Source organism: Lutibaculum baratangense AMV1, from assembly GCF_000496075.1.
Classification (GTDB): domain Bacteria; phylum Pseudomonadota; class Alphaproteobacteria; order Rhizobiales; family Tepidamorphaceae; genus Lutibaculum; species Lutibaculum baratangense.
In genome coordinates, this window is record NZ_AWXZ01000026.1 from 1 (window position 1) to 25,777 (window position 25,777).

Below are 25,777 nucleotides of genomic sequence, written 5' to 3' on the forward strand. Positions count from 1 at the left end.
AGTCTGACGGTGCCGCCCCGTGGGGCGGCACCGCGGCTTTAAGGCCTGATTGCGTGTCTCAGTCGCGCTCGTAGAACGCCTGGTTCTCGCTGAGCCAGTTCTCGTCGCGGGTCCAGGCATAGTCGCCGCGATCAAAGGTCGGCGCGTTCTCGAGCTGCTCCTCCGTCAGGTCGACGAAGACGACGTCGCGGTCCGTCGAGATGCGCGCCTGGTCGAGCGGGATGGCCGAAGCGTTCTCGCCGATGCCCAGGAAGCCGCCATAGGACACGACGAGGAACGACTGTCCGCCCGACGTATCGAGAACGACATCGTCCACCTCGCCGATCGAGTCGCCGGCGGCGCCGCGGACGTCCGTGCCAATCAGTTCGTCCATGCGGAGCTGACCCTCGAGCTCGCTCACGCGGACCGCGGCCTCACGCTGCTGCTGAAGGCGCTCGTCATAGCCGAGAGCGGTCGCGCCGCCGGCCGTGCCCGTCACTCCGGTGCCGACGGCACCCGGCTGCGCCGTGCCCATCGTGCCGGTGGTCGTCGCGGCCATGTCCCGGTAGCTCTCGGGATCATTCACGATCTCCTGCATTGCCTCCGCGACCCGCTGGCACGCCTCCGTCTGGCCGTACTGCTCGAGGCGCCACGCGGTGTCGCGCATCATGCGCAGGTCGCGCATCATCGAGCCCGTGTAGCCGGCGCGTGCCTCCGGGTCCTCGAGGACCTGCCGTTCGAAGTCCTGCTGGATCACCTGGCAATCCCCGGTCTGCCCCTGCTGGACCGTCGCCTGCTGCTGCCCGGCTGCGCTTCCGGAGGTCTGACCCTGCTGGGCCATCGCCGGTGCCGAGAGGCCAAGCGCCACGAGCCCGAGTGCGGTCGTCTTCAGAAGCGTGTTCATGTCGTTCCTCCTGCAGTCTATGCCGGCGCTCCGTGTCGCGCCGTGTGATGTCTGAAAAATAAATTGAAAGTCGATTTGTTCCGACGCCGGGATGCGTGCTTATCGTCTTCTTCTTCGGGCGCTGGTAAAGTCGGGAGGCTTATGAAGAATATCTGTATATATCGGGCATGAAACCGAATGTACGCGATATGACGGGAACATAACCATCCACTCCGGCCGCTTTCCGTGCCGGGGGCAGGGGGATTAGGGCCTGGACAACGGATCTGCGGCGAGGGCGCGGTCGCGACCGAGACGAATCCTCGGCGGTCCGCCCCCTGGATCTCAGTCCTCGTTTGAGGCCGCGCAATGTTCGGCGCCCCCGAGCATCTGGCCCCGGCGCCAGGCGGCTGGCGGCAGCCCGAAGGCGCGCTTGAAGGCGCGGTTGAAGGCGGCTTCCGACTCGTAGCCTGCGCCGAAGGCGACCTGGGCGACGGTGTCGTGGGAACTCTCCAGTTGCTGCGCCGCCATCCGTAGTCGCCAGCCCGTCAGGTAGTGCATCGGGCCCTCGCCAAGCACCCGTGTGAAGCGGTCGACGAAGGCGGAGCGCGAGAGGGCGACTTCGCGGGCGAGCTCCTCCGACGTCCAGCGCCTGGTCGGCTGCGCGTGCATGATCATGAGGGCGCGGCCGACCACCGGGTCGCGCAAGCCGGCGAGCCAGCCGCGGTCGCTCCGTGGCAGCGCTGCGAGATAGTTGCGCACCGCCTCGACGAAGAGGAGCTCCGCCAGGCGGGCGAGCCGGGCCGGATCTGCATGGCCGGAGGCGAGCTGTTGCGTCGCGAAGCGCAGCGAACTCTCGATCCACCCGCCGAGCGCTGCCTCGACGTTCAGGACGAGCACGTCTGGAAGCATGTCGCAGATTGGCAGTCGCGGCGCGTTCGTCCCGAGGAACCCGCAGAGGATGAGTGTCTGTGCGCCGCCGCCGCCATGCACGATGCGGGCGAGGCCCCCGCTCTCGTCGGGCTGGACGAGCGGGTCGGCGCTGACGGGTTTCACGCCCTCGCCGCTGCCCAGGACATGCGGCGTGTTGCGTGGAAGGATGATGATCTCTCCGGCTGCGGCCGGCAGGGTCTGCTCTCCCGCCGTCACGAGCAGCCGCCCGTCGATCACGTAGTGGTACGCGATCATGTTCGCCGGCTGCGGCATGAACGGCCTGCAGTCCTCCGGCGTCACGTGGGAGAGGATGCACCAGGGCGAGGTGAACTCCGCCTCGAGGAAGATCCCGCCCCTCAGCTCCATCGCGCGGAAGAGATCGATCAGCGGATCCACGCCTGTCCCCTCAACTGGCGGATCGGTCAAGTGATCCGGTCTCGCGGTCATTACGGCCCGAAGAACGATGCGGCATACGTCGCGGCCTCGACACACATGCCGCTGCGTCAGCATCCTACCACCTTTCCCCGGTGCAGGCGCGGCTTGACGAACCCCTGGAACCTGAAGGGAAACGAGATGACCAGCTTTCGACATGCACTGCCGCAACTGCGCGGCGAGCCTTTCCTCACCGACGGCGGGATCGAGACGAGCCTCATCTTCCACCACGGCCTCGATCTGCCGCTCTTCGCCTCCTACGTCCTTCTCGACGCCGAAGAGGGGCGGGCGGCGCTGAAGGCTTACTACCGGGACTACCTGAAGCTCTCCACGGCCCGCGGCGTCGGCTTCCTACTCGAGAGCCCGACCTGGCGCTGCTCGACCGGCTGGGGCGCCCGGCTCGGCCATGACGGGGAGGCCGTCGCGGCCTTCAATCGCGACGCCGTGCGCCTGATGGAGGAACTGCGGGACGAGACGGCGTCCCCCGCGCCCATCGTCATCTCCGGCAATATCGGGCCGCGCGGCGACGGCTACGCGGTCGAGCAGCGGCTCACCGAGGACGAGGCGGAGCGCTACCACAGCCACCAGATCCGCACCTTCGCCGACACGGCCGCGGACATGGTCACGGCGGTGACGATGACGCATACGGAGGAGGCGATCGGCATCGTCCGTGCCGCGGGCGCAGTGGACATGCCGGTGGCGATCGCCTTCACCACCGAGACCGACGGGCGGCTTCCATCCGGCGAGACGCTGGCCGAGGCGATCGAGGCGGTCGACCATGCGACCGGCTCGGCGGCCGCCTACTACATGATCAACTGCGCGCACCCCGACCACTTCGCCGACGCGTTGGAAGGGGGCGACTGGCGCGCACGCATCCGCGGCGTCCGTGCGAACGCGTCCCGCAAGAGCCATGCCGAGCTCGACGAGTCCGACACGCTCGATCCCGGCGATCCCGAGGAGCTGGCGCGGGACTACGTGCGGCTGAGGCGCATGCTTCCCAACCTCTCGATCTTCGGCGGCTGCTGCGGCACCGACCACCGGCATATCGAGCGGATCGGCGACGCCTGCCTCGCGGCGGCCTGACGAGTACGGTGGGCACGAGGGAGCCGGCAGGGGCCTGCGGCGCGGGCAGCGTTCGCTCGATGCCCGTGCCGGCCGTCGCGGCGGAATCGGGGCGCCGACTGATCCTCATCGAGACGTTCCTGAGGGCGGGCCCGCGAGGATGCCCGCCCTCAGCGTGCAGGCGGTGGGGAGCCTGTCCAGGAGAGGGATTGACATCCCCTTTAATTCGCATATTCTCGAAATATGGAAAGAACGGTGTCCTCTCGCCTCGCCACGCTTGGCCATCCCCAGCGGCTGGCGATCTTTCGGCTGCTCATGCGGCGTTATCCCGACCGGGTGCCGGCGGGTGAGCTCGCCGAGGCGCTCGAGCTCAAGGCCAGCACGCTGTCGGCCTATCTGTCGGCGCTGATGCAGGCGAACCTGGTGACCCAGGAGAGGGTGGGGACCTCTCTGCGCTACTCCGTCGACATGGCGGAGACGCGACAAACCTTCGACTACCTGCTGCTCGATTGCTGCCGGGGGCGGCCCGAGGTGTGCCTGCCCGTCTCGCTTCCATCCTCGCCGGGAACCGCCGCCATGTCAGACCGCAAGTACAAGGTGCTCTTCATCTGCACCGGCAATTCCGCCCGCTCGATCTTCGCGGAGGCGATCCTCCGCAAGGAGGGGGGCGACCGGTTCGAGGCGTTCTCCGCCGGCACCAGGCCAAACTCCGAGCTGAACCCGTTCGCGCTCGAGGTGCTCGCGCAGAACGGCCACGACATCTCGCTGCTGCGGTCGAAGAACGTGGCGGAGTTCCAGGGGCCGGATGGGCCGGTGTTCGACTTCGTCTTCACCGTCTGCAATCAGGCCGCCAACGAGGACTGCCCCGCCTGGGGCGGACAGCCCGTCAGCGCCCATTGGGGCATGCCCGACCCGGTGAAGGCCGAGGGCACCGACGCGGAGAAGAGCCTCGCCTTCCAGCAAACCTACGGAGCGCTCAGGAACCGCATCAGGGCGTTCGCGGCGCTCCCCATCGCCTCGCTCGACCGAATCGCGCTCCAGAAGCAGGTCGACGCGATCGGCAGCGCGGACGCCGGAGCGCCGGCATGACCGTCTACGCGCTGAACGGTCTCGGCCGGATGGGCAAGCTCGCGCTGAAACCGCTTCTGGCGCGCGGCGCGGAGCTCGCCTGGATCAACGACGCGGTGGGGGATCCGGCGATGCACGCGCATCTCCTGGAGTTCGACACCGTGCACGGCAGGTGGGCCGCGGATTTCCGGCACGACGAGCGGAGCCTGACGGTCGACGGCACGAGGCTGCCCTTCGTCGGCGCGAAGGAGATCTCCGCCCTGCCGCTCGACGGCGTCGACGTGGTGATCGACTGCACCGGCGTCTTCAAGTCGGAGGCGAAGCTCGCCCCCTATTTCGAGGCGGGCGTGAAGAAGGTCGTCGTCTCCGCGCCGGTGAAGGACGGGGGCGCGGCGAACATCGTCTACGGCGTGAATGACGGCATCTACGACCCGGCGCGGCATCGCATCGTCACCGCCGCGTCCTGCACGACGAACTGCCTCGCGCCGGTGGTGAAGGTGCTGCACGAGGCGATCGGCATACGCCACGGCTCGATCACCACGATCCACGACGTCACGAACACCCAGACGATCGTCGATCGGCCCTCGAAGGACCTGCGGCGCGCCCGGTCGGCGCTCAACTCGCTCATCCCGACGACGACGGGAAGCGCCACCGCGATCTCGCTGATCTACCCTGAGCTGAAGGGCCGGCTGAACGGGCACGCGGTCCGCGTGCCGCTGCTCAACGCCTCGCTCACCGACTGCGTCTTCGAGGTCGAGCGCGCGACGACGGTGGAAGAGGTGAACGCCCTCTTCAAGGCCGCTGCCGAAGGCCCGCTGCGGGGCATCCTCGGCTACGAGGAGCGGCCGCTCGTTTCCGCCGACTACACCGACGACACCCGATCGGCGATCGTCGACGCGCCGTCGACCATGGTGGTCGACGGCACGCAGGTGAAGGTCTATGCCTGGTACGACAACGAGGTGGGCTACGCCCATCGCCTGGTCGACGTGGCCATGATGGTTGGAGGCTCGCTGTGAGCGCGACGACCCGCCCGCAGGGCCTCTCGGCCTATGTCGCCGTCACCGCCGCCTACTGGGCCTTCATGCTGACGGACGGGGCGCTGCGGATGCTGGTGCTCCTGCATTTCCACACGCTCGGCTTCACGCCGATTCAGCTCGCCTATCTCTTCGTGCTCTACGAGATCGCCGGCATGGTCACGAACCTGTCGGCGGGGTGGATCGCCGCGCGCTTCGGCCTCACCTCGACGCTCTATGCCGGTCTCGGTCTCCAGGTTGCAGCGCTGATCGCCCTGTCCCAACTCGATCCGGCCTGGGGGCTCGGCCTGTCCGTCGCCTTCGTGATGGCCGTGCAGGGGGCGAGCGGCGTCGCGAAGGACCTCGCGAAGATGTCCTCGAAGTCGGCGGTGAAGCTCCTCGCGCCGAAGGAGAGCGGCGGGCTCTTCCGCTGGGTCGCGCTCCTGACCGGCTCCAAGAACGCCGTGAAGGGGCTCGGTTTCCTCCTCGGCGCGGCGCTTCTCGCCACCGCCGGCTTCGTGTGGGCGGTCCTGGCGATGGCGGCGGTGCTGGCCGCCATTCTCGTGGCCGTCCTTGTCGCGATGCCGGCCGGCCTCCCCAAGGGTCGCAAGGGCGCGAAATTCTCCGAGGTCTTCTCGAAGTCGGCGAACGTCAACTGGCTCTCGGCCGCGCGCGTCTTCCTGTTCGGCGCGCGCGACGTGTGGTTCGTGGTCGGCATCCCGATCTACTTCTACGCCGTGCTGTCGGACGGCACGGAGGAGGGCAACCGTGCGGCCTTCTTCCTGATCGGCACCTTCATGGCCGTGTGGATCATTCTCTACGGGGCGGTGCAGGCCGCCGCGCCGCGGCTCCTCGACGCGCCCGCCAGATCGGAGGGCCAGCTCGTCGGCGCGGCCCGTGGCTGGGCGGTGTGGCTCTTCCTCGTGCCGGCGGTCCTGACCGCCGCCGCCCTCGCTTCGCCCGAGCCGCAGCCCTGGCTGACGGCGACGCTCGTCGCGGGGCTCCTCGTCTTCGGCGCCGTCTTCGCCATCAACTCCTCCCTCCATTCCTACCTGATCCTCGCCTTCACGAAGGCCGAGCGGGTGACGATGGATGTCGGCTTCTACTACATGGCGAATGCGGGCGGCCGCCTGATCGGCACCGTCCTCTCGGGCGTGACCTACCAGGTGGGCGGGCTCGCGCTGACGCTCGGAACCGCAGCCGCGATGGTCGCGCTCAGTGCGGTTGCGGCGGGCAGGCTTCGCGCGGACAATCCGGGCGTGACGCCCGCCTGAGCAGTGACGTGGAGATCCCGCCGCGCCGAGGCTCGAGGGGCGCCGGAGCTCCAGCGGAACGCGGGGCCGCCGGCCCCGTTCTGAGAGGATCGTCAACGACCCTCGAGGAGAGGCACCTTGCAGCCCTGGGCGAAGATCGCGCTTTCGGCGCTCCTGACGGGAACGGTCGCAAGCCTCGTCACCACCGCGGCGCTCGCGGGGCTCGCCCGGCGCGAGGGCAGGTCGGCCGTGCAGCCGACCCACGCGACGAGCCACTGGCTGCACGGCGAGGGGGCCGGTCATGTGGAGGAGATCGATCTCGCCCACACCGGGCTCGGCTTCGCGACCCACCATGCTTCCGCGGGCTTCTGGGCGCTGCCGTTCGAGGCGTGGCTCGCGACGCGGCCGCCGCGCTCCACGGCGGAACTCCTGCGCGACGCGACGGTCATGGCCGGCATCGCCGCAGTGGTCGACTATCGCCTCGTTCCGAAACGCCTCACGCCGGGCTGGGAGGAGGTCCTGTCGCCGCGTTCGATCGCGGCGGTCTACGGCACCCTGGCGCTCGCCCTGGCGGCAGGCGCCACGATCAACCAGCGCCTCGCGGAAGATCGCCCGCCCGGCACGCGCCGATAGCCCTCCCGGGCGCGTCGGTCCGTTCCGTGGGGCCGGACTCTAATCACTTCTGGAGGAAAAACTCAGTGGCTGCCGCAGATCGACAGGCGGAAATACGTTCGCGTCTCACAGGACCTCAGAGGATCGACCCATGACCGTCGTGCTCGCCACCGTGTGCCAAGATGGAGTCGTTCTCGGGTCGGACTCGCAGATCACAGACAAGGGGCGCGGTATGACATATCCCGCCGAGAAGCTGCACCCTTTGGGCGAATTGGCGGCCTGGGGCGGCAGTGGCGCGCGGTCGGTGCTGTTCGACGTCGAACGGTGCTTTGGCGAGAACAGCGCGGCCATTCTGGAGGCCCCCGACATCGGACGCGCGTTGCAGGAACAGATCCTCCCAATCCTGCGTCATCACTACGACACGTTCATCTCCGACGTGCCGGGCGACGAAGGCGGCGGGACGCCGTCGGCCTACGTGATGGCCGCCGGATGGCGAGACGGCGAGCCGTGGATCGTAGAGATAACGCCTTCTGGAATGATCGGGCACTACGCCGATATCGGTTTCCATGCGATCGGCAGCGGCGCCGCCATGGCTCAGCAGGCCGGCTCGCTGCTGTCCCACTTTCACTTGACCGCGCGGTCGCTGCGCTTCGGTTGCGCGGCCGTCCTGCGGGTCCTGGAAGCGCTCGACCTCACCTCTGCCAGCGTCGGTCGGCCATTCAGCCTGTGTCGTATTGACAAGGATGGTGCGCACCACCTCAGCGAGAAAGAGATTGAGCAGGTGAGCAAGGACGTGCGTCGATGGGAGGCGGCCGAACAGGCCGCCATTGCTGACATATTCGATTGAGAAGATTTGCGAGCGCTAGCTAGCCCTGGTTGCGGTATCCGAGGTGGGGCCGCTCGGTGTTGTAGCGGACGAGCCAGCGGCCAAGGTCCTTCTCGAGATGGAACAGAGGAATGGCACTGACGCAGAGCCTGATTGGCGCCGCGTCAGTGCAGACGGCTTCACACCGTCATTTCTCTTTCCGGACGCCCTTGAACGGTTTCCCGTCCTTCTTGCCGTCCATTAAGCGCCCCGAGCCGGAATCGCGCTTCGTCCAGGCCTTGGTCGTCGGATTGAACGTCTGAGGACCGGTTCTTCACGGCACAATTTCGGTGGCCGTCACCGGCAGGCGGATTGGTTGCCGTCTTTTGGCTCCCTTGGTTGGTGCCAAGGCTTCCGCTCGACTCCCGAATCCTGGAAAGGCCGTGACGCGACTCGTGGACAAGGCTTCGGTCTTGTTCGCCGCCCGCCAGTACCTTGGCTGGTGCTTCGCGGGTGAAGGCCGGGGCTCTGCTCCGGCCTTTTTCGCTTGCCCCTTCGACTCAGGCGAGTTGCCAGTTCGTTCTCCTAAACCTTCCCGGACGCCGAAGTCGGCGCCCGGGAGACGTGTGACTGATGCGGGAGCCTCAAAACGACCCTCGCATCAAGTCGGCATAACTAGCTGCACCCGGACGTCGCGCCGCAGGTGTCGCATTTCAGGCAGGTGCCGTTGCGCACCATCGTGAAGTTGCCGCACTCGCCGCAGCTTTCGCCCTCGTAGCCCTTCATCCGGGCCATCGCCCGCTGGGCGTCCTTGGAGTGGCCGGCAGAGACGGTGGCCGTCTGCTCGTAGGAGACCTCGACCTCCTCCTCGATCTCCGCCTCGCGCTCGATCTCCGGCACCGTCTTCAGCGCCGTCGCGCCGGAGGAGGCGTAGTCCTGCGCGCGGGCCTGCAGCTTCGTCACCGAGCCGCCGTCGGCGCGCTTGCCGCCCTGGTCCTTGGAACTGAGGACGACGAGCTTCTCCGCCACGCGGCCGCGCACGAGGCCGGATGAGACGAACTGCACCGCCGGCGCCTTGCCCTCGTGCTCGCCGGCACCCATCGCCGTCGCGCCGGTGTCGCCCGGATCGACATGGCCGAGGTCGTGGCGTGCGAGGTAGGAGACGGCGAGCTCGCGGAAGATGTAGTCGAGGATCGAGGTCGCGTTCTTGATGGAGTCGTTGCCCTGCACGAAGCCCGCCGGCTCGAAGCGGGTGAAGGTGAAGGCGTCGACGAACTCCTCGAGCGGCACGCCGTACTGCAGGCCGAGCGACACCGCGATGGCGAAGTTGTTCATCAGCGACCGGAAGGCGGCGCCCTCCTTGTGCATGTCGATGAAGATCTCGCCGAGCCGGCCGTCCTGGTACTCGCCGGTCTTGAGGTAGACCTTGTGGCCGCCGACGATGGCCTTCTGCGTGTAGCCCTTGCGGCGGTTCGGCAGCTTCTCGCGGTCGCGGATCGCCTTCTCGACGATGCGCTCGACGATCCGCTCGGCGCGCGCCTGCGCCGGCTGCGTCATCGCGAGCTCCGCGGCGACCTCCTCCTCGTCCTCCTCCTCGTCGGCAATCAGCGAGGAGGCGAGGGGCTGCGACAGCTTGGAGCCGTCGCGGTAGAGCGCGTTCGCCTTGAGGCCGAGCTTCCATGACAGGAGGTAGGCGTCCTTGCAGTCCTCCACCGTGGCGGAGTTCGGCATGTTGACGGTCTTCGAGATCGCCCCGGAGATGAAGGGCTGCGCCGCCGCCATCATGCGGATGTGGCTCTCGACGGAGAGGTAGCGCTTGCCGAGGCGGCCGCAGGCATTGGCGCAGTCGAAGACCGGGAGATGCTCGTCCCTCAGGCCCGGCGCGCCCTCGAGCGTCATGGCGCCGCAGCAGAACGTGTTCGCGGCTTCGATCTCGCGCCGGCTGAACCCGAGCTCCGACAGAAGATCGAAGCTCGGGTCCGCCATTGCGTCCGCCGCGACCCCCAGGGTCCCCTGGACAAAGTCCTCGCCGAGCGTCCACTTGTTGAAGGCGAACTTGATGTCGAACGCGGTCTTCAGCGCCGACTCGACGGCCTGGATCTTCTCGACCGTAAAGCCCTTCGCCTTCAATGTCTCGTGGTTGATCGAAGGCGCGTCCTTCAGCGTGCCGTTACCCACAGCATAATTCACGATCTCGAGGATCTGCTCCTCGCCGTAGCCGAGCACCCGCAGCGCCTCCGGCACGGCGCGGTTGATGATGCGGAAATAGCCGCCGCCGGCGAGCTTCTTGAATTTCACGAGCGCGAAGTCCGGCTCGATGCCGGTCGTGTCGCAGTCCATCACGAGGCCGATCGTGCCGGTCGGCGCGATCACCGAGACCTGCGCGTTGCGATAGCCGTGCTTTTCGCCCGCCTCGAGCGCCCGGTCCCAGGCGCGCATGGCCGCTTCCGTCAGCGGCGCGTCCGGGCAGGAATCGTGGACCAGCGGCACGGGCGGCGTGTTCAGCCCCTCGTAGCCCTCGGCCAGCCCGTGCGCGGCGCGTCGATGGTTGCGGATCACCCGCAGCATGTGCTCGCGGTTCTCCTGGAAGCGCGGGAACGCGCCGAGCGAGGCCGCCATCTCCGCGGACGTGGCGTAGGAGACGCCGGTCATCACCGCGGTGATCGCGCCGGCGATCGCGCGGCCGGCCTCGGAGTCGTAGGGGATGCCCGACGACATGAGCAGGCCGCCGATATTCGCGTAGCCGAGGCCGAGCGTGCGGAACTCGTAGGAGAGCTTCGCGATCTCGGCCGAAGGGAACTGCGCCATCAGCACGGAGATCTCGAGCACCACCGTCCACAGCCGGACCGAATGCTCGAAGGCGGCCACGTCGAACGTGCCGTCGCTCCGGCGGAACTGCAGGAGGTTCAGCGAGGCGAGGTTGCAGGCCGTGTCGTCGAGGAACATGTACTCCGAGCATGGATTGGAGGCCCGGATCTCGCCCGACGCGGGGCAGGTGTGCCAGTCGTTGATCGTCGTGTGGTACTGGATGCCCGGGTCCGCGCAGGCCCAGGCGGCGAAGCCGACCCGGTCCCACAGGTCGCGCGCGTCGAGCGTCTTCGCCGTCTCGCCCGTCGTCCGCCAGGTCAGCCGCCACTCGCCGCCGTCCTCGACCGCGCGCAGGAACTCGTCCGTCACGCGGACGGAGTTGTTCGAGTTCTGGCCGGAGACGGTCAGGTAGGCCTCGTCGTCCCAGTCGGTGTTGAAGATCGGGAAGTCGATGTCGGTGAAGCCCTGCCGCGCGAACTGGATCACGCGCTTCACGTAGTTCTCGGGCACCTGCGCCTTCTTCGCCGCCCTCACCTCGCGCTTCAGCGCGGGGTTGCGGGCCGGCTCGAAGCAGTCGTCGCCCGAGCCCTGGCAGTTGACGCAGGCCTTCATGACGGCCTTCAGGTGCCTCGCGACGAGCCGCGAGCCGGCGACGAGGGCCGCGACCTTCTGCTCCTCGCGCACCTTCCAGTCGATGTAGTTCTCGATGTCGGGATGGTCGATGTCGACGACGACCATCTTCGCCGCGCGCCTCGTCGTGCCGCCCGACTTGATCGCGCCCGCCGCGCGGTCGCCGATCTTCAGGAACGACATGAGCCCCGACGACTTGCCGCCGCCGGAGAGCTTCTCGCCCTCGCCGCGCAGGCGCGAGAAGTTCGAGCCGGTGCCCGAGCCGTACTTGAACAGCCGCGCCTCGCGCACCCAGAGATCCATGATGCCGCCCTCGTTGACGAGGTCGTCGCCGATCGACTGGATGAAGCAGGCGTGCGGCTGCGGGTGCTCGTAGGCGCTCTCGGAGCGCTTCAGCTCGCCCGTCAGGTGGTCGACGTAGAAATGCCCCTGGCTCGGCCCGTCGATCCCGTAGGCCCAGTGCAGGCCGGTGTTGAACCATTGCGGGCTGTTCGGCGCGCATTTCTGCGTGGCGAGCATGTGGGCGAGCTCGTCGCGGAAGGCGCGCGCGTCCTCCTCGGTGTCGAAATAGCCGCCCTTCCAGCCCCAGTAGGTCCAGGCGCCGGCCAGCCGGTCGAACACCTGGCGGGAATCGGTCTCCGGCCCGTAGCGCTCGTCCTTCGGAAGCTCCGCCAGCGCCGCTTCGTCGGGCGCCGACCGCCAGAGCCACGAGGGGACGGTCGGCTCCTCGACGCGCTTCAGCCGCGCCGCGACGCCGGCCTTGCGGAAGTACTTCTGGGCGAGCACGTCGGCTGCGACCTGCGACCACGACGCGGGAACGAGGATGTCCGCCAGCCGGAAGACGACGGAGCCGTCCGGGTTGCGGATCTCGCTCGTCGTCCTGCGGAACTCGAGCCCCTCGTAGGGAGACTGGCGCTCGGAAGTGAATTGACGTTCGATCTGCATCGTTCAGAAGGCCCCTGATCAAGCCGTGTCGCCGCGACGTCCGGACCGCCGCGGCCGGAGTCGGATCATCGAAAAAAATCCCGGGCGAGCCCGCCGACATGCCGTTGTCCCGCCGGACACGCGCCGCCGTCCCGCTGCCCCTTGAACCGCCCGCCGCCCTGAAGGCCATCGAACGGCGGTTCCAGCCCCCGGTTCGCTCCCCTTGATTGCATCAACGGTAGGGGAGACTCGGCGAAACCGTCAAGCACTTGTGTGAGGGTTGTGTCTCGCACCCAATATATAGGGTAACTGTGTCGTTAATTCCGGGGATAAGCCGATTCCTGCTGCCGTGTCAGAGGGTTCGATGAACGTGTTCCGATCAATTGTCCGGATCGGCGAAAACGGGGGGTAAGCCGGATTCGCTAGTCTCCTCCACCAGGTAGACGACCACCCTGGAGCCGGTCCTCATGTCGATGAACACGTTCTCTGCCGATCGTGCGGACTTCAGTCAGCTCGATGTCGTGGTCGTCCAGGAGAGCCGGCACGGGCAGATGTTCGTCCGAAGCCTGCTCGCAGCGCTGAAGGTCGGTCGAATCAGGGGCTACGACACGGCCGACGGGGCCCTGCGCGAGATGCGGCTCGATCCGCCGACGCTCGTCATCACCGACTGGGAGATGCGGGCGCGCAGCGGCTACTGGCTCCTGCGGCACATGCGGAGGGCCGATATGGAGCCGCTGTGTTTCGTGCCGGCGCTCGTGCTGACGCCCGAGATCAGCTGGTCGATGCTCGACGTGGCCCTCGAGACAGGGGTCAACTCCGTGCTCCTGAAGCCGATCTCCGCGACCGTCCTTCGCACGCGCCTGCACATGCTGTCCTCGAAGAGCCACCGCTTCGTCCAGCGCGACGGCGCCTACGTGCCGGAAGCCTCGCAGCACGTCCTCGAGGAGCGCATGCGGGCCCACGAGTCGGCCGATACGCGCGCCTATCGCCAGAAGCTGCGGGCGTTCCTGGAAAGCGCCGTACGGGACGACGATCTGGTGCTCGATCAGCTGGCGCGCCGGGGGCAGCCGGAGGTATTGGACGACGGGGTCGCGTGGAAAGGCTGGCACGTCGCCTGAGCGGACTGGACAGCCCGGGGGCGAGCGGCCATATTCGCCGCCGAAAAGAACGGGCTGCAGATGCGCGACCTCCTACTTCAGATCTTCACCTGGTGGAACGGCCAGACGCTCGGCACGCGTTTCCACACCTGGCGTATGGGCGAATTCGTCGGCGAGGACGAAAACGGCAACCGCTACTACCGCCAGCGCAACGGAAAGCCGGATCCGGCTCTCGGGATAGAGCGGCGCTGGGTCATCTATAACGGCCTCGCCGAGGCCAGCAAGATTCCGCCCGGATGGTATGGCTGGATGCACCACACCACCGACGTGCCCCCGACCGAGGCGAAGGTGCCGGCGCGCGACTGGTATCAGCCGCACCGCCCGAACTACACCGGCACGCCGGTAGCCTATCGCCCGAAGGGCAGCACCCTGACGCCGGAATCGCGTCCGCGCGTGACGGGTGACTACGACGCCTGGTCTCCCGGCGACTGAAGCGGCTCGACCGCAGCGGAAGAGGCCCGGCCGCTGCGACATCACGAGGTCGACGCATTCCTGCGCCACGGAAGAAGCCGTCAGACGATTTTCGACGAGGATGCGCGTGAAGAGATCCCTGGTCCTCGCTGCCGGCGCGGCGCTGCTTCTGTCCGCGGGCTCCGCGGCTGCCAACAAGATCCAGAATCCGGTCGCCGAGTTCACCGGCCTCGACAAGATCACCGGCCGCATCATCACCTTCGACGTGCTGATCGACGAGACGGTGCAGTTCGGCGCGCTGCAGGTCACGCCTCGCGTCTGCTACTCCCGTCCCCAGTCCGAGGCGCCGCGGACCGACGCTTTCGTCGAGGTGGACGAGGTGACGCTCGACAGCAAGATCCAGCGCATCTTCACGGGGTGGATGTTCGCCGACAGCCCCGGCCTCAACGCCGTCGAGCACCCCGTCTACGACGTCTGGCTGACCAACTGTAAGAGCGAGTCCGACGAGGTCGACGTCGGCAGCCGGTAGAAGTCGGCCGGCGTGGCCACGGCCTTGTCGAGCAGCCGCTGATAGGCGCCGCGGGAGATCTCGACGGCACCCAGGCTCTGAAGGTGCTCGGTAACGAACTGCGTGTCGAGGAGCGTGAAGCCGCCGAAGCGGAGGCGCGCGACGAGGTGGACGAGGGCGATCTTGCTCGCGTCCGTCACCCGGTGGAACATGCTCTCGCCGAAGAACGCGCCTCCGAGCCGCACGCCGTAGAGGCCGCCGACAAGCGCGTCGCCCTCCCACACTTCCACGCTGTGCGCGTGTCCCATCTCGTGAAGGGCGGTGTAGAGGCGGCGGATCTCCGCATTGATCCACGTTTTCCGGCGGCCGGGAGCCGGCTCGGCGCAGCCTTCCATGACACCGGCGAAGTCGGTGTCGATGCGGACCTGAAGTGGCGTGCGCCTGATCGTGCGGGCGAGCCTGCGGGACAGGTGCAGGCGGTCGAGCGGCAGGATGCCGCGCTCCCGTGGCTCGATCCAGTGCAGGTACGGATCGTCGGCGCTCTCCGCCATCGGGAAGATCCCGCAGGCATACGCCTTGAGCAGGACCTCGGGTGTGACGGCGAAGAGCTGGTCGTCTGGCGTGGTCATCTCGTGAAACGCGGGGGTCAGCCGCGCTCCGCTCCGCTCAGGAACTCCTCGAGCCAGTGGATGTCGTAGTCGCCGTTGATGATGTCGGCCTGGTCGAGCAGGCGCGAGAAGAGGGGAATCGTGGTGTCGATTCCATCGACGACGAACTCGCCCAGGGCCCGCCGCAGGCGCATCAGGCATTCCGTGCGCGTCTTGCCGTGGACGATCAGCTTCCCGATCAGGCTGTCGTAATAGGGAGGGATCCTGTAGCCCTGAAAAACGGCCGAATCGACCCTGACACCGAGGCCGCCGGGAGAGTGGTAATGCTGGATGACGCCGGGTGACGGTCGGAATGTCTCGGGATGCTCGGCGTTGATGCGGCACTCGATGGCGTGGCCGTCGAACGTGATCTCGTCCTGCGTCACCGAGAGTCCCGAGCCCGACGCGACGCGGATCTGCTCGTTCACGAGGTCGATGCCCGTCACCATCTCCGTGACCGGGTGCTCGACCTGCAGGCGGGTGTTCATCTCGATGAAGAAGAACTCGTTGTTCTCGTAGAGGAACTCGATCGTGCCCGCGCCGGCATAACCGAGCTCCGCGATCGCGGCGGATGCTCGTTCGCCTATCGCCTTCCGTTCGGACGCGTTGAGCGCGGGGGAGAGGGCCTCTTCCCAGACCTTCTGGTGACGGCGCTGCAGCGAGCAGTCGCGCTCGCCCAGATGAACCGCCTTGCCCTTGCCGTCGCCCATCACCTGGATCTCGATGTGGCGAGGGCGGTCGAGATACTTCTCGATGTAGAGCGCGTCGTCGCCGAAGGCCGCCTTCGCCTCCGCGCGCGCGGTGGACAGTGCCGATTCGAGGTCGTCGGGCGTGCGCGCGACCTTCATGCCGCGGCCGCCCCCGCCTGCCGCCGCCTTGACGAGGACGGGATAGCCGATGTCCCCGGCGATCCTCCTGGCTTCCTCGTCACCGCGCACCGCTCCCTCGGAGCCGGGCACGACGGGCAGGCCGAGCCGTGCGGCCGTCCGCTTCGCCTCGATCTTGTCGCCCATCGTCCGGATGTGCTCGGGCGTCGGGCCGATGAAGGTGATGTTGTGCGCGCGGAGGATCTCCGCGAAGCGGGCGTTCTCGGAGAGGAAGCCGTAGCCGGGATGGACGGCGTCGGCGCCGGTGATCTCGCACGCCGAGAGCAGCGAGGGAATGTTGAGGTAGCTGTCGCGGGCCGGGGGCGGGCCCACGCACACGCTCTCGTCCGCGAGGCGCACATGCATGGCATCCGCGTCGGCGGTCGAGTGAACCGCGACGGTGGAGATGCCGAGCTCCTTGCAGGCGCGCAGCACCCGCAGCGCGATCTCGCCCCGGTTGGCGATGAGGATTTTCTCGAACATCGCGCTACTCGATCACGAGGAGCGGCTCGCCGAACTCCACTGGCTGCCCGTCCTGGACCATGATCTGGGTGACCGTGCCCGCCCGCGGGGCGGCGATGTGGTTCATCGTCTTCATCGCCTCGACGATGAGGATGGACTGGCCCTCGCGCACGACGCTGCCGACCTCGACGAAGGCTCTCGCCCCGGGTTCTGGCGCGCGATAGGCGGTGCCGACCATCGGCGACGTGACGGTGCCTGCCGGGAGCCCGCCTTCCGCGCTCGCCGCCGGTGGCGGTGCACTCGGCTGGGGTGCGGGCTGCGGCGCTGGGCTCGCAACGCCGTGATGCATCGTCCCGGTGATCTGCCGCGCCACGCGCACCCGCAGTCCGTCCTGCTCGATCTCGATTTCCGAGAGTTCGGTCTCCGAGAGCAGCTCCGCGAGTTCCCTGATCAGGCTCTTGTCGATGTCGCGATTCGGCTTTGCCATTATTCTTCCCTGGAGACGGCGAGGGGGCCGGCGCTCATTGCCGTCGGGGCCTCAGACCCTGCCCTGCATCGATCGGCGGATCAGCCTCGCGAGGCGCTCCGCCAGCCGGTCGTCTTCCGCTGACGAACGTCCGGCTGCTGCCCAAAACGTCCGCCTGCGGCGAATGTTCGAGCCGAGGGAGCGGATTGTCGCTTGCCCGCGTACTCTTGCTCCGATGCAGAGCAGTGGCGTCCTGCCTACAGACAGCAGCCGCAATGTTCAACCCAATTGCGGCGGCGTGGGCGCTGAAGCGGTCGTTCGGAGGGGAGGAGCCGGGCCTCAGCCTCCGCCGCGCAGTTGGTCGATCTCCTCGGCCAGTTCCTCGCGTGGCACCGCACCCATGAAGACCCGGTCGCCGACGACGTAGGAGGGCGTGCCGCGCAAGCCCAGCGCATCGCCGAGCCGGAAGTTCTCCTGCAACGCCGCGGTCACCTCGTCGGCGCCCATACGCGCCTCTATCTCGTCTGCATCTATCCCGAGCCCCTCGGCGACTTCCAGTGCCTCGCCTTTGCCGACACGCCCCCGGTGCGCGAGCAGCGTGCGGTGGAACTCGAAGTACTTGTCGGGTGCCACCTGTCGGACGGAGAGGGCCACACGCGCGGCGTCGGCCGAGTCCTCGCCCAGCACGGGCCATTCCTTGAACACCACGCGCAGCTGATCGTCCTTCTCGATGAGGTCGACCACTTCCGGCAGCATGCGCTTGCAATAGCCGCAGTTGTAGTCGAAGAACTCGACGAGCGTGGCGTCGCCGTCGGGGTTGCCGGCCACCACGTCGAAGGTCGCACTCGTCAACGCCTCGCGATTGGCGTCGACAGCCTGGCTCTGAGCGTCGGCCTGGGCCGCTTCCCGCTTCGCCTCGAGTGCTGTGATCACCTCCTCGAGAACCTCCGGATTGTCGAGAAGGTACTGGCGGACGGCAGGCCCGATGACGTCCGGGTTCTCGCCGAGATACCGCTCGATCGCCGGCCCGATCTCCTGAGCGGTCTGCGCTTCGGCGCTCGGTCCGGGAAGCATCAGGAGAGCGCCGGTCAGCGCGATGGCGGGGGCGAGAGGTCGGAACATCGGGTGACTCCGGAAGGACAGGGCGGCCGTTCGTTCGGCTGGGCCTGCGTTTATCACGATCAGCGCTCCTTCATGGTCAAAATGTCGCCAGCCCTCAGCCAGCCGGGCGAGCCGGACGGGAGGCCCTGCCGGGCGCGCTGGGCGAACCGCTTCGCGAGCTCCGCGTTGCCGGACGCCGCGTGCGCCTGCGCCGTCGCGAGGTCCGCGTGCGGGATGTCCCCCTTCCGGCCGTAGGCCAGGGCGAGCTGCCTGAAGCCTTCCGCATAGTGAGGTTCCTCGCGTGTGCCCTCTCGCAGCAGCGCGATGGCCTCGTCAAGCCGTCCCGGCTGGGCGGTGGCGACGAGCGCGCGGCCGAGCTGGATCCTGATGAGCTGGGCCGCTGGGGCCAGGGAGAGGGCACGGCGCAGCGGCTCGATCGCCTCGGCGGGACGGCCGGCCTGCAGCAGCATGTCCCCCTTCGTTTCCCAGAAATAGGGGTAGTCGGGCGCCGCCCGGATGAGCGCGTCCGCCCCCTGGATGGCGCGGCTGAGATTGCCGCTGCGCATGTCCGCGATCGCGCGGGCATAGGCGGCCGGCACGCTGTTGTCGCTGCGCGGGTAGCGGCGCTCGACGGAGGAGGGGTGCGTTATGTAGCCGAAGAGCTTCGCCCGCGCGAGGTCGTGGCGCTGCTGGAGGCCGGCTGGTGCCTCCTTGTCGAAATGCGGGCTCCTTCGGGCGATGTTCTCGAGCGCCGCGACGCGCTCGCGCGGCATTGGATGGCTGACGGCGTAGGGGTCCGCATAGCGCAGCGAGACGGATTGGTCGGAGAGACGCTGGAAGGTCCGCAGCATGCCCTTCGCCGATTGGCTGGTCGCCTCGAGATAGCGCAGCGCCGCCTGGTCGGCCGCGGCTTCCTCGCTGCGCTGGTATCTGAGGAGCACACGCTGCGCCACCTGGTTGCCGCCCATCATGACCGCCTGGCCGGCCTGGCCGCCGCCCACCGATCCCGTGCTCGCGCCGGCCGCCATCGCACCGGCCCCCAGTGCCGTCGCGATCGCCGCGAGGACGGAAGCGTTCGACAGTTCGAGCTGCAGGCGCGCCAGATGCCCGCCGGCGATATGGCCCGTCTCGTGAGCGATCACCCCGATCACCTCGCCGGGCGTGTCGGCCTGCATCAGCACGCCCGCATTGATGAAGATGCGGCGCCCGTCGGCGACGAACGCGTTGAAGCTCTGCGAGCTTACCAGATAGATGTTGACGGCCGACTGGCCGACGCCGGCGGCCCGGATGATCGGGCCGGAGTAGTCCGCGAGCAGCCCCTCGATCTCCGCGTCGCGGATGAAGCCGATGCTCTGGGCCGCGGCGGAGGAGATCTGCGCCGCGATCAGCGCTGAGGTGGCGATCGCTGCCAGGGCGAGGCGACGAAAACGCCTGCCGGGAACAGGTACCGGTGTCGTGAAGGCGGGCATGGCCAATATTCGCGATCCTGATGCGTTCGATGGCGGTAGATCCGCAGAAAACGAGGGCATTCCAGAGACCGTTGCGATAGAAACCGCCTGCCGGGACACCCCCGAACCAGGAGCACCATAGCCTATGCAGAGGGATTTCGACGAGAAGGTGACGCCGGCGCAGATGTCGACGGGCGCGGCCCGTGTTTCGCCCGGTCGAGGTCCGTCGCGGCGTTCGGACGTCGCGCCCTTCATCGCCATGGATGTCCTGGCGGAGGCTGCGCGCCTCGAGGCGCAAGGCCGCGACATCGTCCACCTCGAGGTGGGGCAGCCGGGCTTTCCCGCGCCACTGGCGGCGCGCGAGGCGGCGATCGAGGCGGCGCGGCAGGGGCGGGTCGGCTACACGGAGGCCCTGGGCCTGCCGCGCCTTCGCGCCCGGATCGCCAGGCACTATGCGGACTGGTACGGCCTGGACGTCCCGGCAGAACGGATCGCGGTGACGACCGGCTCGTCCGCCGGCTTCGTCCTCACCTTCCTCGCCGCCCTCGACGGGGGCGCGCGCGTCGCGCTGCCGCAGCCCGGCTACCCCGCCTATCGCGGCATCCTGCACGGCCTCGGCATCGAGCCCGTCGCCATGGTGACGAGCGAGGAGCAGCGCTGGACGCCGACGCCGGAGGACCTTCAGGCGGCGTTCCGCACGGGGCGGCTCGACGGCTTCCTGGTCGCGAGCCCCAACAACCCCACCGGCACCGTCGTCGAGCCGGGGACGCTACGCGATCTCGTCGCGATGTGCCGGGACGAGAACGCCCTCTTCGTCTCCGACGAGATCTATCACGGCCTGACCTTCGATCGTCCGGCCCAGACGGCGCTCAGCTTCTCCGACGAGGTCGTCGTCGTGAACAGCTTCTCGAAATATTTCTGCATGACCGGCTGGCGCATCGGCTGGCTCGTCCTGCCGGAATGGCTCGTGCGACCGGTGGAGCGTCTGGCCCAGAGCCTGTTCATCTCGCCCCCGGCCCTTTCGCAGCACGCCGCGCTCGCGGTCATGGACTGCGGCTCGGAGCTCGAGGCGAACAAGGCGGTCTACGGGCGCAACCGCGAGATCCTCACAAAACGCCTTCCGCAGATGGGGCTGCCGCGCTTCGCGCCGATGGACGGCGCCTTCTACGCCTATGTGGACATCTCCGCCCACAGCCACGATTCCTTCGACTTCACGCAGCGCATGCTGCGGGAGATCGGGGTCGCGGCGACGCCGGGCCTCGATTTCGATCCCGATCTGGGCGGCCGGTTCATGAGGTTGTCGATCGCGGGCTCGAGCGCGGACGTCGAGGAGGCGATGGACCGCGTGTCCCGGTGGCTGGAGCGCTGAAAGCGCCCCGCGAACGCAAGAGGCCCGGGCGTTGCCGCCCGGGCCTGTGTCGATCACACGGCGAACGGAGCTCTAGTCGCCGCCGCCGAAGAGCCGCCGACGCTGCCACCAGCCGCGGCGCGGCTCGCGTGGCGCGTTGTCCTGCTGGGGGTGGCTTTCCGAAGCGGCCCCCTCGCGAGCACGGTCCTCGCCGGCCGTCTCGCCCTCGGGCGCGGCGGCGGCCTCGAGCTCAGGCTCGGCCCCGGACAGGCGAACCTCCTCGGCCCTCGCGGCATCCGCGTCGACCTCGGCCTCTGCTGCGACGGTCTCGCGCGCGCTCACGGGCTCCGTGGCCGGAAGCGGAACGTCCTGTTCCCCGGCGGTCGGCTCCGCCGACTCAGCGGCCTGCGGCGCGGCGTCGGGTGGTGCGACACCCTCGGCCGCGCGCTCGCTCACATCCTGGGCCGCCTCCACGGCGTCCGTCGCGACCGTCGGCTCCCCGGAAGGCTCCGTCTCCGCGACGGGCTCCTGCGCGGCGGCGTCCTCGGCTGCTGCCGCCTCCGCCTTCTTCGAGCGCCGCGGTGCCCGCCGACGCTTCGGCTTCTCGGCGGGGCTCTCTTCTGCGGGTGCTGCCGCCTCGGCATCGGGCGCCGCGGCCTGGGCCCCGGTCTCGCCGGCCTCTGCCGCCGCGCCTTCGGCGCTCTCGGCATGAGCCTCCCGGGCGGCCTCGGCCTGTGCCACCTGGGCGGCCTCGGCCGGCATCTCGCTCGCAGTGGCGTCCGCTGCCTGTTCGGACGCCTCGCCGGCGGTCGCCGCCGGCGACGGGCTCTCGACAGCGCCCTCGGGCGCCTCCTGCCCCTCGGTCACCGGTGCGCCGTCCTCGCCGACGCCATCCTCGCGGCGGTGCCGCCGTCCGCCGCGACGACCCCGCCGACGCCGGCGGCCGCCGGCCTGCTGCTCGCCCTCGGCGTCGCCATCGCCCTGCGCTTGCAGGTCCTCGGCCTCGCGAGCCTGCTCCTCGTCGTCGGCGTCCTGATCGCCGCTCTCGTCGGAGGATTGTCCCTCGGCCTGGGCGTGGTCGCTGCCACGGCCGCGCCGGCGCCTCCGCCTGCGTCGCCGTCCGCCGCCGGACTCGCCGTCATGCTCGTCCTCGGAGTCCCTCGAGTCCTTCGATCCGGCCTCGGCGGTTTCCACCGCCTCTTCCTCTTCCATCTCCTCGATGACGACGCTGACGGGATCGACCGTCTCGCGCACGGGAAGGCGCGCCGGTTCGCCCTTCTCGAGCTCGTAGAGGACGCCCCCCGCCGGTTCCGCCGCCTCGAGGGCGATCCGGATCCCGAAGCGCTGCTCGATGTCGCGCAGGTGGTCGCGCTTCTGGTTGAGGATGTAGAGCGCCGCGGCCGCCGAGGTGCGCACGACCAGGTCCGTCGGCTTCGACTTCAGTAGCTCGTGCTCGATCGAGCGCAGCACGTGGAGCGCCACGGATTCCACGGAGCGCACGTGCCCGGTGCCGTGACAGTGGGGGCAGGGCATGACGCTCGATTCGAGCACGCCCGTCCGGATGCGCTGGCGCGACATCTCCATCAGGCCGAAATGGCTGATGCGGCCGACCTGGATCCGGGCCCGATCGTGGCGAAGCGCGTCCTTCAGTCGCTTCTCGACAGCGCGGTTGTTGCGCTTCTCGTCCATGTCGATGAAGTCGATGACGACGAGCCCGGCGAGGTCCCGGAGCCGCAACTGCCGCGCCACCTCGTCGGCCGCCTCGAGATTCGTCTTGAGCGCCGTCTCCTCGATCGAGTGCTCCTTCGTGGAGCGGCCGGAGTTGACGTCGATGGAGACGAGCGCCTCCGTCTGGTTCAGCACGATGTAGCCGCCCGACCTCAGCGTCACGACGGGGCTGAACATCGCGTCGAGCTGCGTCTCGACCCCGTTCTTGGTGAAGATCGGGTCCTGCTCGCGGTATTGCTGCACGTTCTTCGCGTGGCTCGGCATCAGCATCCGCATGAAGTCCTTGGCTTCGCGGTATGCCTGCTCGCCGGCGACGAGAACCTGCTCGATGTCCTTGGTGTAGAGGTCGCGGATAGCGCGCTTGACGAGGCTGCCTTCCTCGTAGACCAGCGTCGGCGCGATCGACTTCAGCGTCAGCTCGCGCACGTTCTCCCACAGGCGCAGGAGGTACTCGAAGTCGCGCTTGATCTCGGCCTTCGTCCGCGAGGCGCCTGCGGTGCGCAGGATCACGCCCATGCCCTGCGGCACGTCGAGGTCGCTCGCGATCTCCTTCAGCTTCTTCCGGTCGGTCGCGCTCGTGATCTTCCTCGAGATGCCGCCGCCGCGCGCCGTGTTGGGCATGAGCACCGAGTATCGCCCGGCGAGCGACAGATAGGTGGTCAGCGCGGCGCCCTTGTTGCCGCGCTCCTCCTTCACGACCTGGACGAGGAGGATCTGCCGCTTCTTGATGACCTCTTGAATCTTGTAGTTGCGCCGGGGGCGGGCCGACTTGCGCCTTCCGGCCTCCTCGAGCGCGTCGTCACCGCCGACCGATTCGACCGACTGGTCGCCCTTGACCTCGACGAGGGCGCCGTTGCCGCTCTCGCCATCCGTCTCGTGCTCGTCGCCGTTGTCGTCGCCGGCGATCTCCGGGCTCTCGACTTCGTCCGCCTCGGAGGCGCTCTCGGCCTCCTCCTGCTCGATGAGCGCCTGACGGTCGGCCTGCGGGATCTGGTAGTAGTCCGGGTGAATTTCGCTGAAGGCGAGGAAGCCGTGCCGGTTGCCGCCGTACTCTACGAAGGCGGCCTGGAGGGATGGTTCGACGCGGGTGACCTTGGCGAGGTAGATGTTGCCGCGCAGCTGCCTGCGGTTGGCGGCTTCGAAGTCAAACTCCTCGACCTTCCCGTCGCGCACCACGACGACCCGGGTCTCCTCGGGATGCGCCGCGTCTATGAGCATTCTTGTCGTCATTATCTCGACTCTGGAATAGGCGGTCGGCGCGCGCGTACTCCCCCCGTTGCAAGGCAGCGGGAGGGCGCGGCGGGGCACCGAACCGGTTGGATGTCAACGTGGTGGGAGCGCAGGCTTCAGGCGACGACTGGCGGAACAGGTGTTCCGCCGCGCAATGCCACGGAGCCGCGTGCGGCTCTGCAGTGTGCTGGCTGTCGCGCCACGCGCTCATCCCGACACTCTCACTGGCCGGCACGCGGCCGGCGACCATGTTTGGGGGGCGAACGTCGCGCGTCGGCCATTTCTTGACCGGCCGCACGAACACCCCTTTCGGCAGGCGCGTCTTTGGGCGCGCCATTCGTGGCTCCTTCGCGGTGATCGCAATAGCAAGACGTCTCCGGCAAACCCTCGGCGGGTTGCCGAAGCCAGGCTCGCGCGATAGCTCTGCGCTGCTTGGCCGGCTCGATACTGCGCCCACGATCAGGAGACGCGAATTCTGTTCTCAATTCCGTGTTTAATGCGGGAGGGCTCGGCTTGGCAAGGCCCTGTGTCCGCCATGCCACACGGGCGCGGAGAGGAGGATGGTCGTCAACCCGGGATTAACCGTGTTCTTCTAAGCCTCGGGACCTGACCGTGGCGACGACAGGCACGGGCGACATCCGGAGATAGAGGAGACCTGGCTTCGTGTTCGCGGGCACCACGCGCATCCGCCAGCTCTTGGCTGCGGTGATTCTCGGCTCCGCCCTCTTCGGCATCGGCCAAGCCGAGGCAGAGGGGGACGCAGGCCCGGTCGTGGCCACCGCCTCGCGCCTGGCGGGGGACGAGGCGCGCACGCGCTTCGTTCTCGACCTCGACCGGCAGATCGAGTTCGACGTCTTCACGCTCGCCGACCCCGCTCGCATCGTCGTCGACCTGCCGGAGACGGTCTTCCAGCTCGACGACACCGCCGGACGTGAGGGCAGGGGGCTCGTCTCCGCCTATCGTTACGGCCTGTTCGCGCCGGGCAAGTCGCGTGTCGTGCTGGATGCGACCGGCCCGGTGGATGTCGAGAAGTCGTTCGTGGTCGAGGCCGAGGGCGGCGAACCCGCGCGCCTCGTGCTCGACATCGTCGGCACGGACCGGGACGCGTTCCTCGCCGAGATCGCGCTGCAGGACCGCAAGCGCGCGAAGCCGTCACCGTCCCCGACGCCGGAGGCGAAGCCGGCCGGGCGGGAGAATGGCCGCCACGTCATCGTGCTCGATCCCGGCCATGGCGGCATCGATCCCGGTGCCATCAGCCCGAAGGGCACGCGCGAGAAGGACGTGGTCCTGGCGGTGGCGAAGAAGCTGAAGGGCGATCTCGAGCGCACCGGCCGGTTCAGGGTCCTGATGACCCGGGACGACGACATCTTCGTGCCCCTGGGCGACCGCGTGGGGTTCGCCCGGAAGAACGAGGCCGCGCTCTTCATCTCGATCCACGCCGATTCGGTGCGGCGTGGACAGGTGAGCGGCGCCACCGTCTACACGCTGTCCGACCGCGCGTCGGACGCGATGGCGGCGGAACTGGCCGAGCAGGAGAACAAGGCCGATGCGATCGCGGGTGTCGAGCTTCCTTCCGAGGCGACGGCCGTCGCCGACATTCTCCTCGATCTCGTCAGGCGCGAGACGAAGACCCTGTCGATCCACTTCGCGCGCACGCTCGTCGACGGGCTGGGGCGCACCGTGGACATGGTGAACAACCCGCATCGCCACGCCGGCTTCCGCGTCCTCAGAGCCCACGACGTGCCGTCCATCCTGCTCGAGCTCGGCTACCTCTCGAGCAGCAACGACGAGAAGCGGCTTCTGGACGGGGAATGGCAGGAGAAGGTCTCTTCCACCGTCACGCGGGTGATAGAGCGTTTTTTCGGTGATCGACAGGCCCGGTCGCCATTCTGACCCCCTGACCGGCCACATTTTGGTCAACCGCCTGAGGTTGATGGCGTAAGATGATTGCGGCGGCACCTTCGGCGCGTTAAGGAGCGGCTTTCCTCGGGAATGGGCGCCGCCCA

21 protein-coding genes are annotated in these 25,777 nt (G+C 68.3%); 12 read left to right on the forward strand and 9 right to left on the reverse strand.

What is annotated here, in order from left to right; translation table 11 throughout:
* Positions 1-58: 58 nt before the first annotated feature.
* Complete coding sequence (locus tag N177_RS09410; RefSeq protein ID WP_023432075.1) at positions 59-883, reverse strand: PRC-barrel domain-containing protein; 825 nt, start codon at positions 881-883, stop codon at positions 59-61.
* A 321-nt stretch (positions 884-1,204) separates the two neighbouring features.
* Positions 1,205-2,188: an AraC family transcriptional regulator gene (locus N177_RS09415; RefSeq protein WP_023432076.1), complete on the reverse strand. Its 984-nt coding sequence runs from the start codon at positions 2,186-2,188 to the stop codon at positions 1,205-1,207.
* 177 nt (positions 2,189-2,365) lie between these two features.
* Here N177_RS09415 and N177_RS09420 point away from each other — a divergent pair, with 177 nt between their 5' ends.
* From N177_RS09420 to N177_RS21650, 7 genes are all read left to right on the forward strand, one after another.
* Complete coding sequence (locus N177_RS09420) at positions 2,366-3,307, forward strand: homocysteine S-methyltransferase family protein (protein ID WP_040485520.1); 942 nt, start codon at positions 2,366-2,368, stop codon at positions 3,305-3,307.
* A gap of 234 nt (positions 3,308-3,541) precedes the next feature.
* Positions 3,542-4,375: an arsenate reductase/protein-tyrosine-phosphatase family protein gene (locus N177_RS09425; protein ID WP_023432078.1), complete on the forward strand. Its 834-nt coding sequence runs from the start codon at positions 3,542-3,544 to the stop codon at positions 4,373-4,375.
* Positions 4,372-5,370: an ArsJ-associated glyceraldehyde-3-phosphate dehydrogenase gene (locus N177_RS09430; RefSeq protein WP_023432079.1), complete on the forward strand. Its 999-nt coding sequence runs from the start codon at positions 4,372-4,374 to the stop codon at positions 5,368-5,370. Before N177_RS09425 ends, N177_RS09430 begins: the two co-directional genes overlap by 4 nt.
* Positions 5,367-6,641 carry an organoarsenical effux MFS transporter ArsJ gene (arsJ, locus tag N177_RS09435; RefSeq protein WP_023432080.1) on the forward strand — a complete coding sequence of 425 codons (1,275 nt, stop codon included), beginning with the start codon at positions 5,367-5,369 and terminating at the stop codon, positions 6,639-6,641. Before N177_RS09430 ends, arsJ begins: the two co-directional genes overlap by 4 nt.
* Positions 6,642-6,758: 117 nt before the next feature.
* A complete protein-coding gene (locus N177_RS09440) occupies positions 6,759-7,253 on the forward strand; it encodes a hypothetical protein (protein WP_023432081.1) in 495 nt (164 codons plus the stop codon).
* 130 nt (positions 7,254-7,383) lie between these two features.
* The gene (locus N177_RS09445) at positions 7,384-8,079 is read left to right on the forward strand and encodes an Ntn hydrolase family protein (protein WP_023432082.1); all 696 of its coding nucleotides are present in this window, start codon (positions 7,384-7,386) and stop codon (positions 8,077-8,079) included.
* A 110-nt stretch (positions 8,080-8,189) separates the two neighbouring features.
* Positions 8,190-8,360, forward strand: coding sequence for a hypothetical protein (locus tag N177_RS21650; protein ID WP_160170924.1), 171 nt, complete (start codon positions 8,190-8,192; stop codon positions 8,358-8,360).
* Positions 8,361-8,712: 352 nt separating this feature from the next.
* Here the strand turns inward: N177_RS21650 and N177_RS09450 are convergent, their stop codons facing one another.
* Positions 8,713-12,420, reverse strand: coding sequence for a vitamin B12-dependent ribonucleotide reductase (locus N177_RS09450; RefSeq protein WP_023432083.1), 3,708 nt, complete (start codon positions 12,418-12,420; stop codon positions 8,713-8,715).
* 446 nt (positions 12,421-12,866) lie between these two features.
* Between N177_RS09450 and N177_RS20580 the strand changes: the two genes are divergently transcribed.
* From N177_RS20580 to N177_RS09465, 3 genes are all read left to right on the forward strand, one after another.
* Complete coding sequence (locus tag N177_RS20580; protein ID WP_023432084.1) at positions 12,867-13,517, forward strand: response regulator; 651 nt, start codon at positions 12,867-12,869, stop codon at positions 13,515-13,517.
* Positions 13,518-13,577: 60 nt separating this feature from the next.
* Entirely contained in the window at positions 13,578-13,988 is a 411-nt protein-coding gene (locus N177_RS09460; RefSeq protein WP_023432085.1) for an NADH:ubiquinone oxidoreductase subunit NDUFA12, read from the forward strand.
* 100 nt (positions 13,989-14,088) lie between these two features.
* Positions 14,089-14,496 (forward strand): DUF2155 domain-containing protein, encoded by a 408-nt coding sequence (locus N177_RS09465; protein ID WP_040485522.1) that lies wholly within the window; start codon positions 14,089-14,091, stop codon positions 14,494-14,496.
* On the opposite strand, the gene aat is transcribed toward N177_RS09465, so the two are convergent.
* From aat to N177_RS09490, 5 genes are all read right to left on the reverse strand, one after another.
* Positions 14,433-15,104 (reverse strand): leucyl/phenylalanyl-tRNA--protein transferase, encoded by a 672-nt coding sequence (aat, locus tag N177_RS09470; protein ID WP_023432086.1) that lies wholly within the window; start codon positions 15,102-15,104, stop codon positions 14,433-14,435. The genes N177_RS09465 and aat overlap by 64 nt on opposite strands.
* Before the next feature lie 17 nt (positions 15,105-15,121).
* Positions 15,122-16,471 carry an acetyl-CoA carboxylase biotin carboxylase subunit gene (gene accC / locus N177_RS09475; RefSeq protein ID WP_023432087.1) on the reverse strand — a complete coding sequence of 450 codons (1,350 nt, stop codon included), beginning with the start codon at positions 16,469-16,471 and terminating at the stop codon, positions 15,122-15,124.
* Between the two features lie 4 nt (positions 16,472-16,475).
* Complete coding sequence (accB, locus tag N177_RS09480; RefSeq protein WP_023432088.1) at positions 16,476-16,937, reverse strand: acetyl-CoA carboxylase biotin carboxyl carrier protein; 462 nt, start codon at positions 16,935-16,937, stop codon at positions 16,476-16,478.
* A 318-nt stretch (positions 16,938-17,255) separates the two neighbouring features.
* Positions 17,256-18,038 carry a DsbA family protein gene (locus tag N177_RS09485; protein WP_023432089.1) on the reverse strand — a complete coding sequence of 261 codons (783 nt, stop codon included), beginning with the start codon at positions 18,036-18,038 and terminating at the stop codon, positions 17,256-17,258.
* Positions 18,039-18,097: 59 nt separating this feature from the next.
* The gene (locus tag N177_RS09490) at positions 18,098-19,486 is read right to left on the reverse strand and encodes a M48 family metalloprotease (protein ID WP_081718461.1); all 1,389 of its coding nucleotides are present in this window, start codon (positions 19,484-19,486) and stop codon (positions 18,098-18,100) included.
* Between the two features lie 163 nt (positions 19,487-19,649).
* Here N177_RS09490 and N177_RS09495 point away from each other — a divergent pair, with 163 nt between their 5' ends.
* On the forward strand, positions 19,650-20,834 hold the full coding sequence (locus N177_RS09495) for a pyridoxal phosphate-dependent aminotransferase (protein ID WP_040485531.1): 1,185 nt from the start codon (positions 19,650-19,652) through the stop codon (positions 20,832-20,834).
* A 72-nt stretch (positions 20,835-20,906) separates the two neighbouring features.
* On the opposite strand, the gene N177_RS09500 is transcribed toward N177_RS09495, so the two are convergent.
* A complete protein-coding gene (locus N177_RS09500) occupies positions 20,907-23,771 on the reverse strand; it encodes an Rne/Rng family ribonuclease (RefSeq protein WP_040485523.1) in 2,865 nt (954 codons plus the stop codon).
* A 663-nt stretch (positions 23,772-24,434) separates the two neighbouring features.
* On the opposite strand from N177_RS09500, the gene N177_RS09505 reads away from it, so the two are divergent.
* On the forward strand, positions 24,435-25,664 hold the full coding sequence (locus tag N177_RS09505) for an N-acetylmuramoyl-L-alanine amidase (RefSeq protein ID WP_023432094.1): 1,230 nt from the start codon (positions 24,435-24,437) through the stop codon (positions 25,662-25,664).
* Positions 25,665-25,777 lie beyond the last annotated feature (113 nt).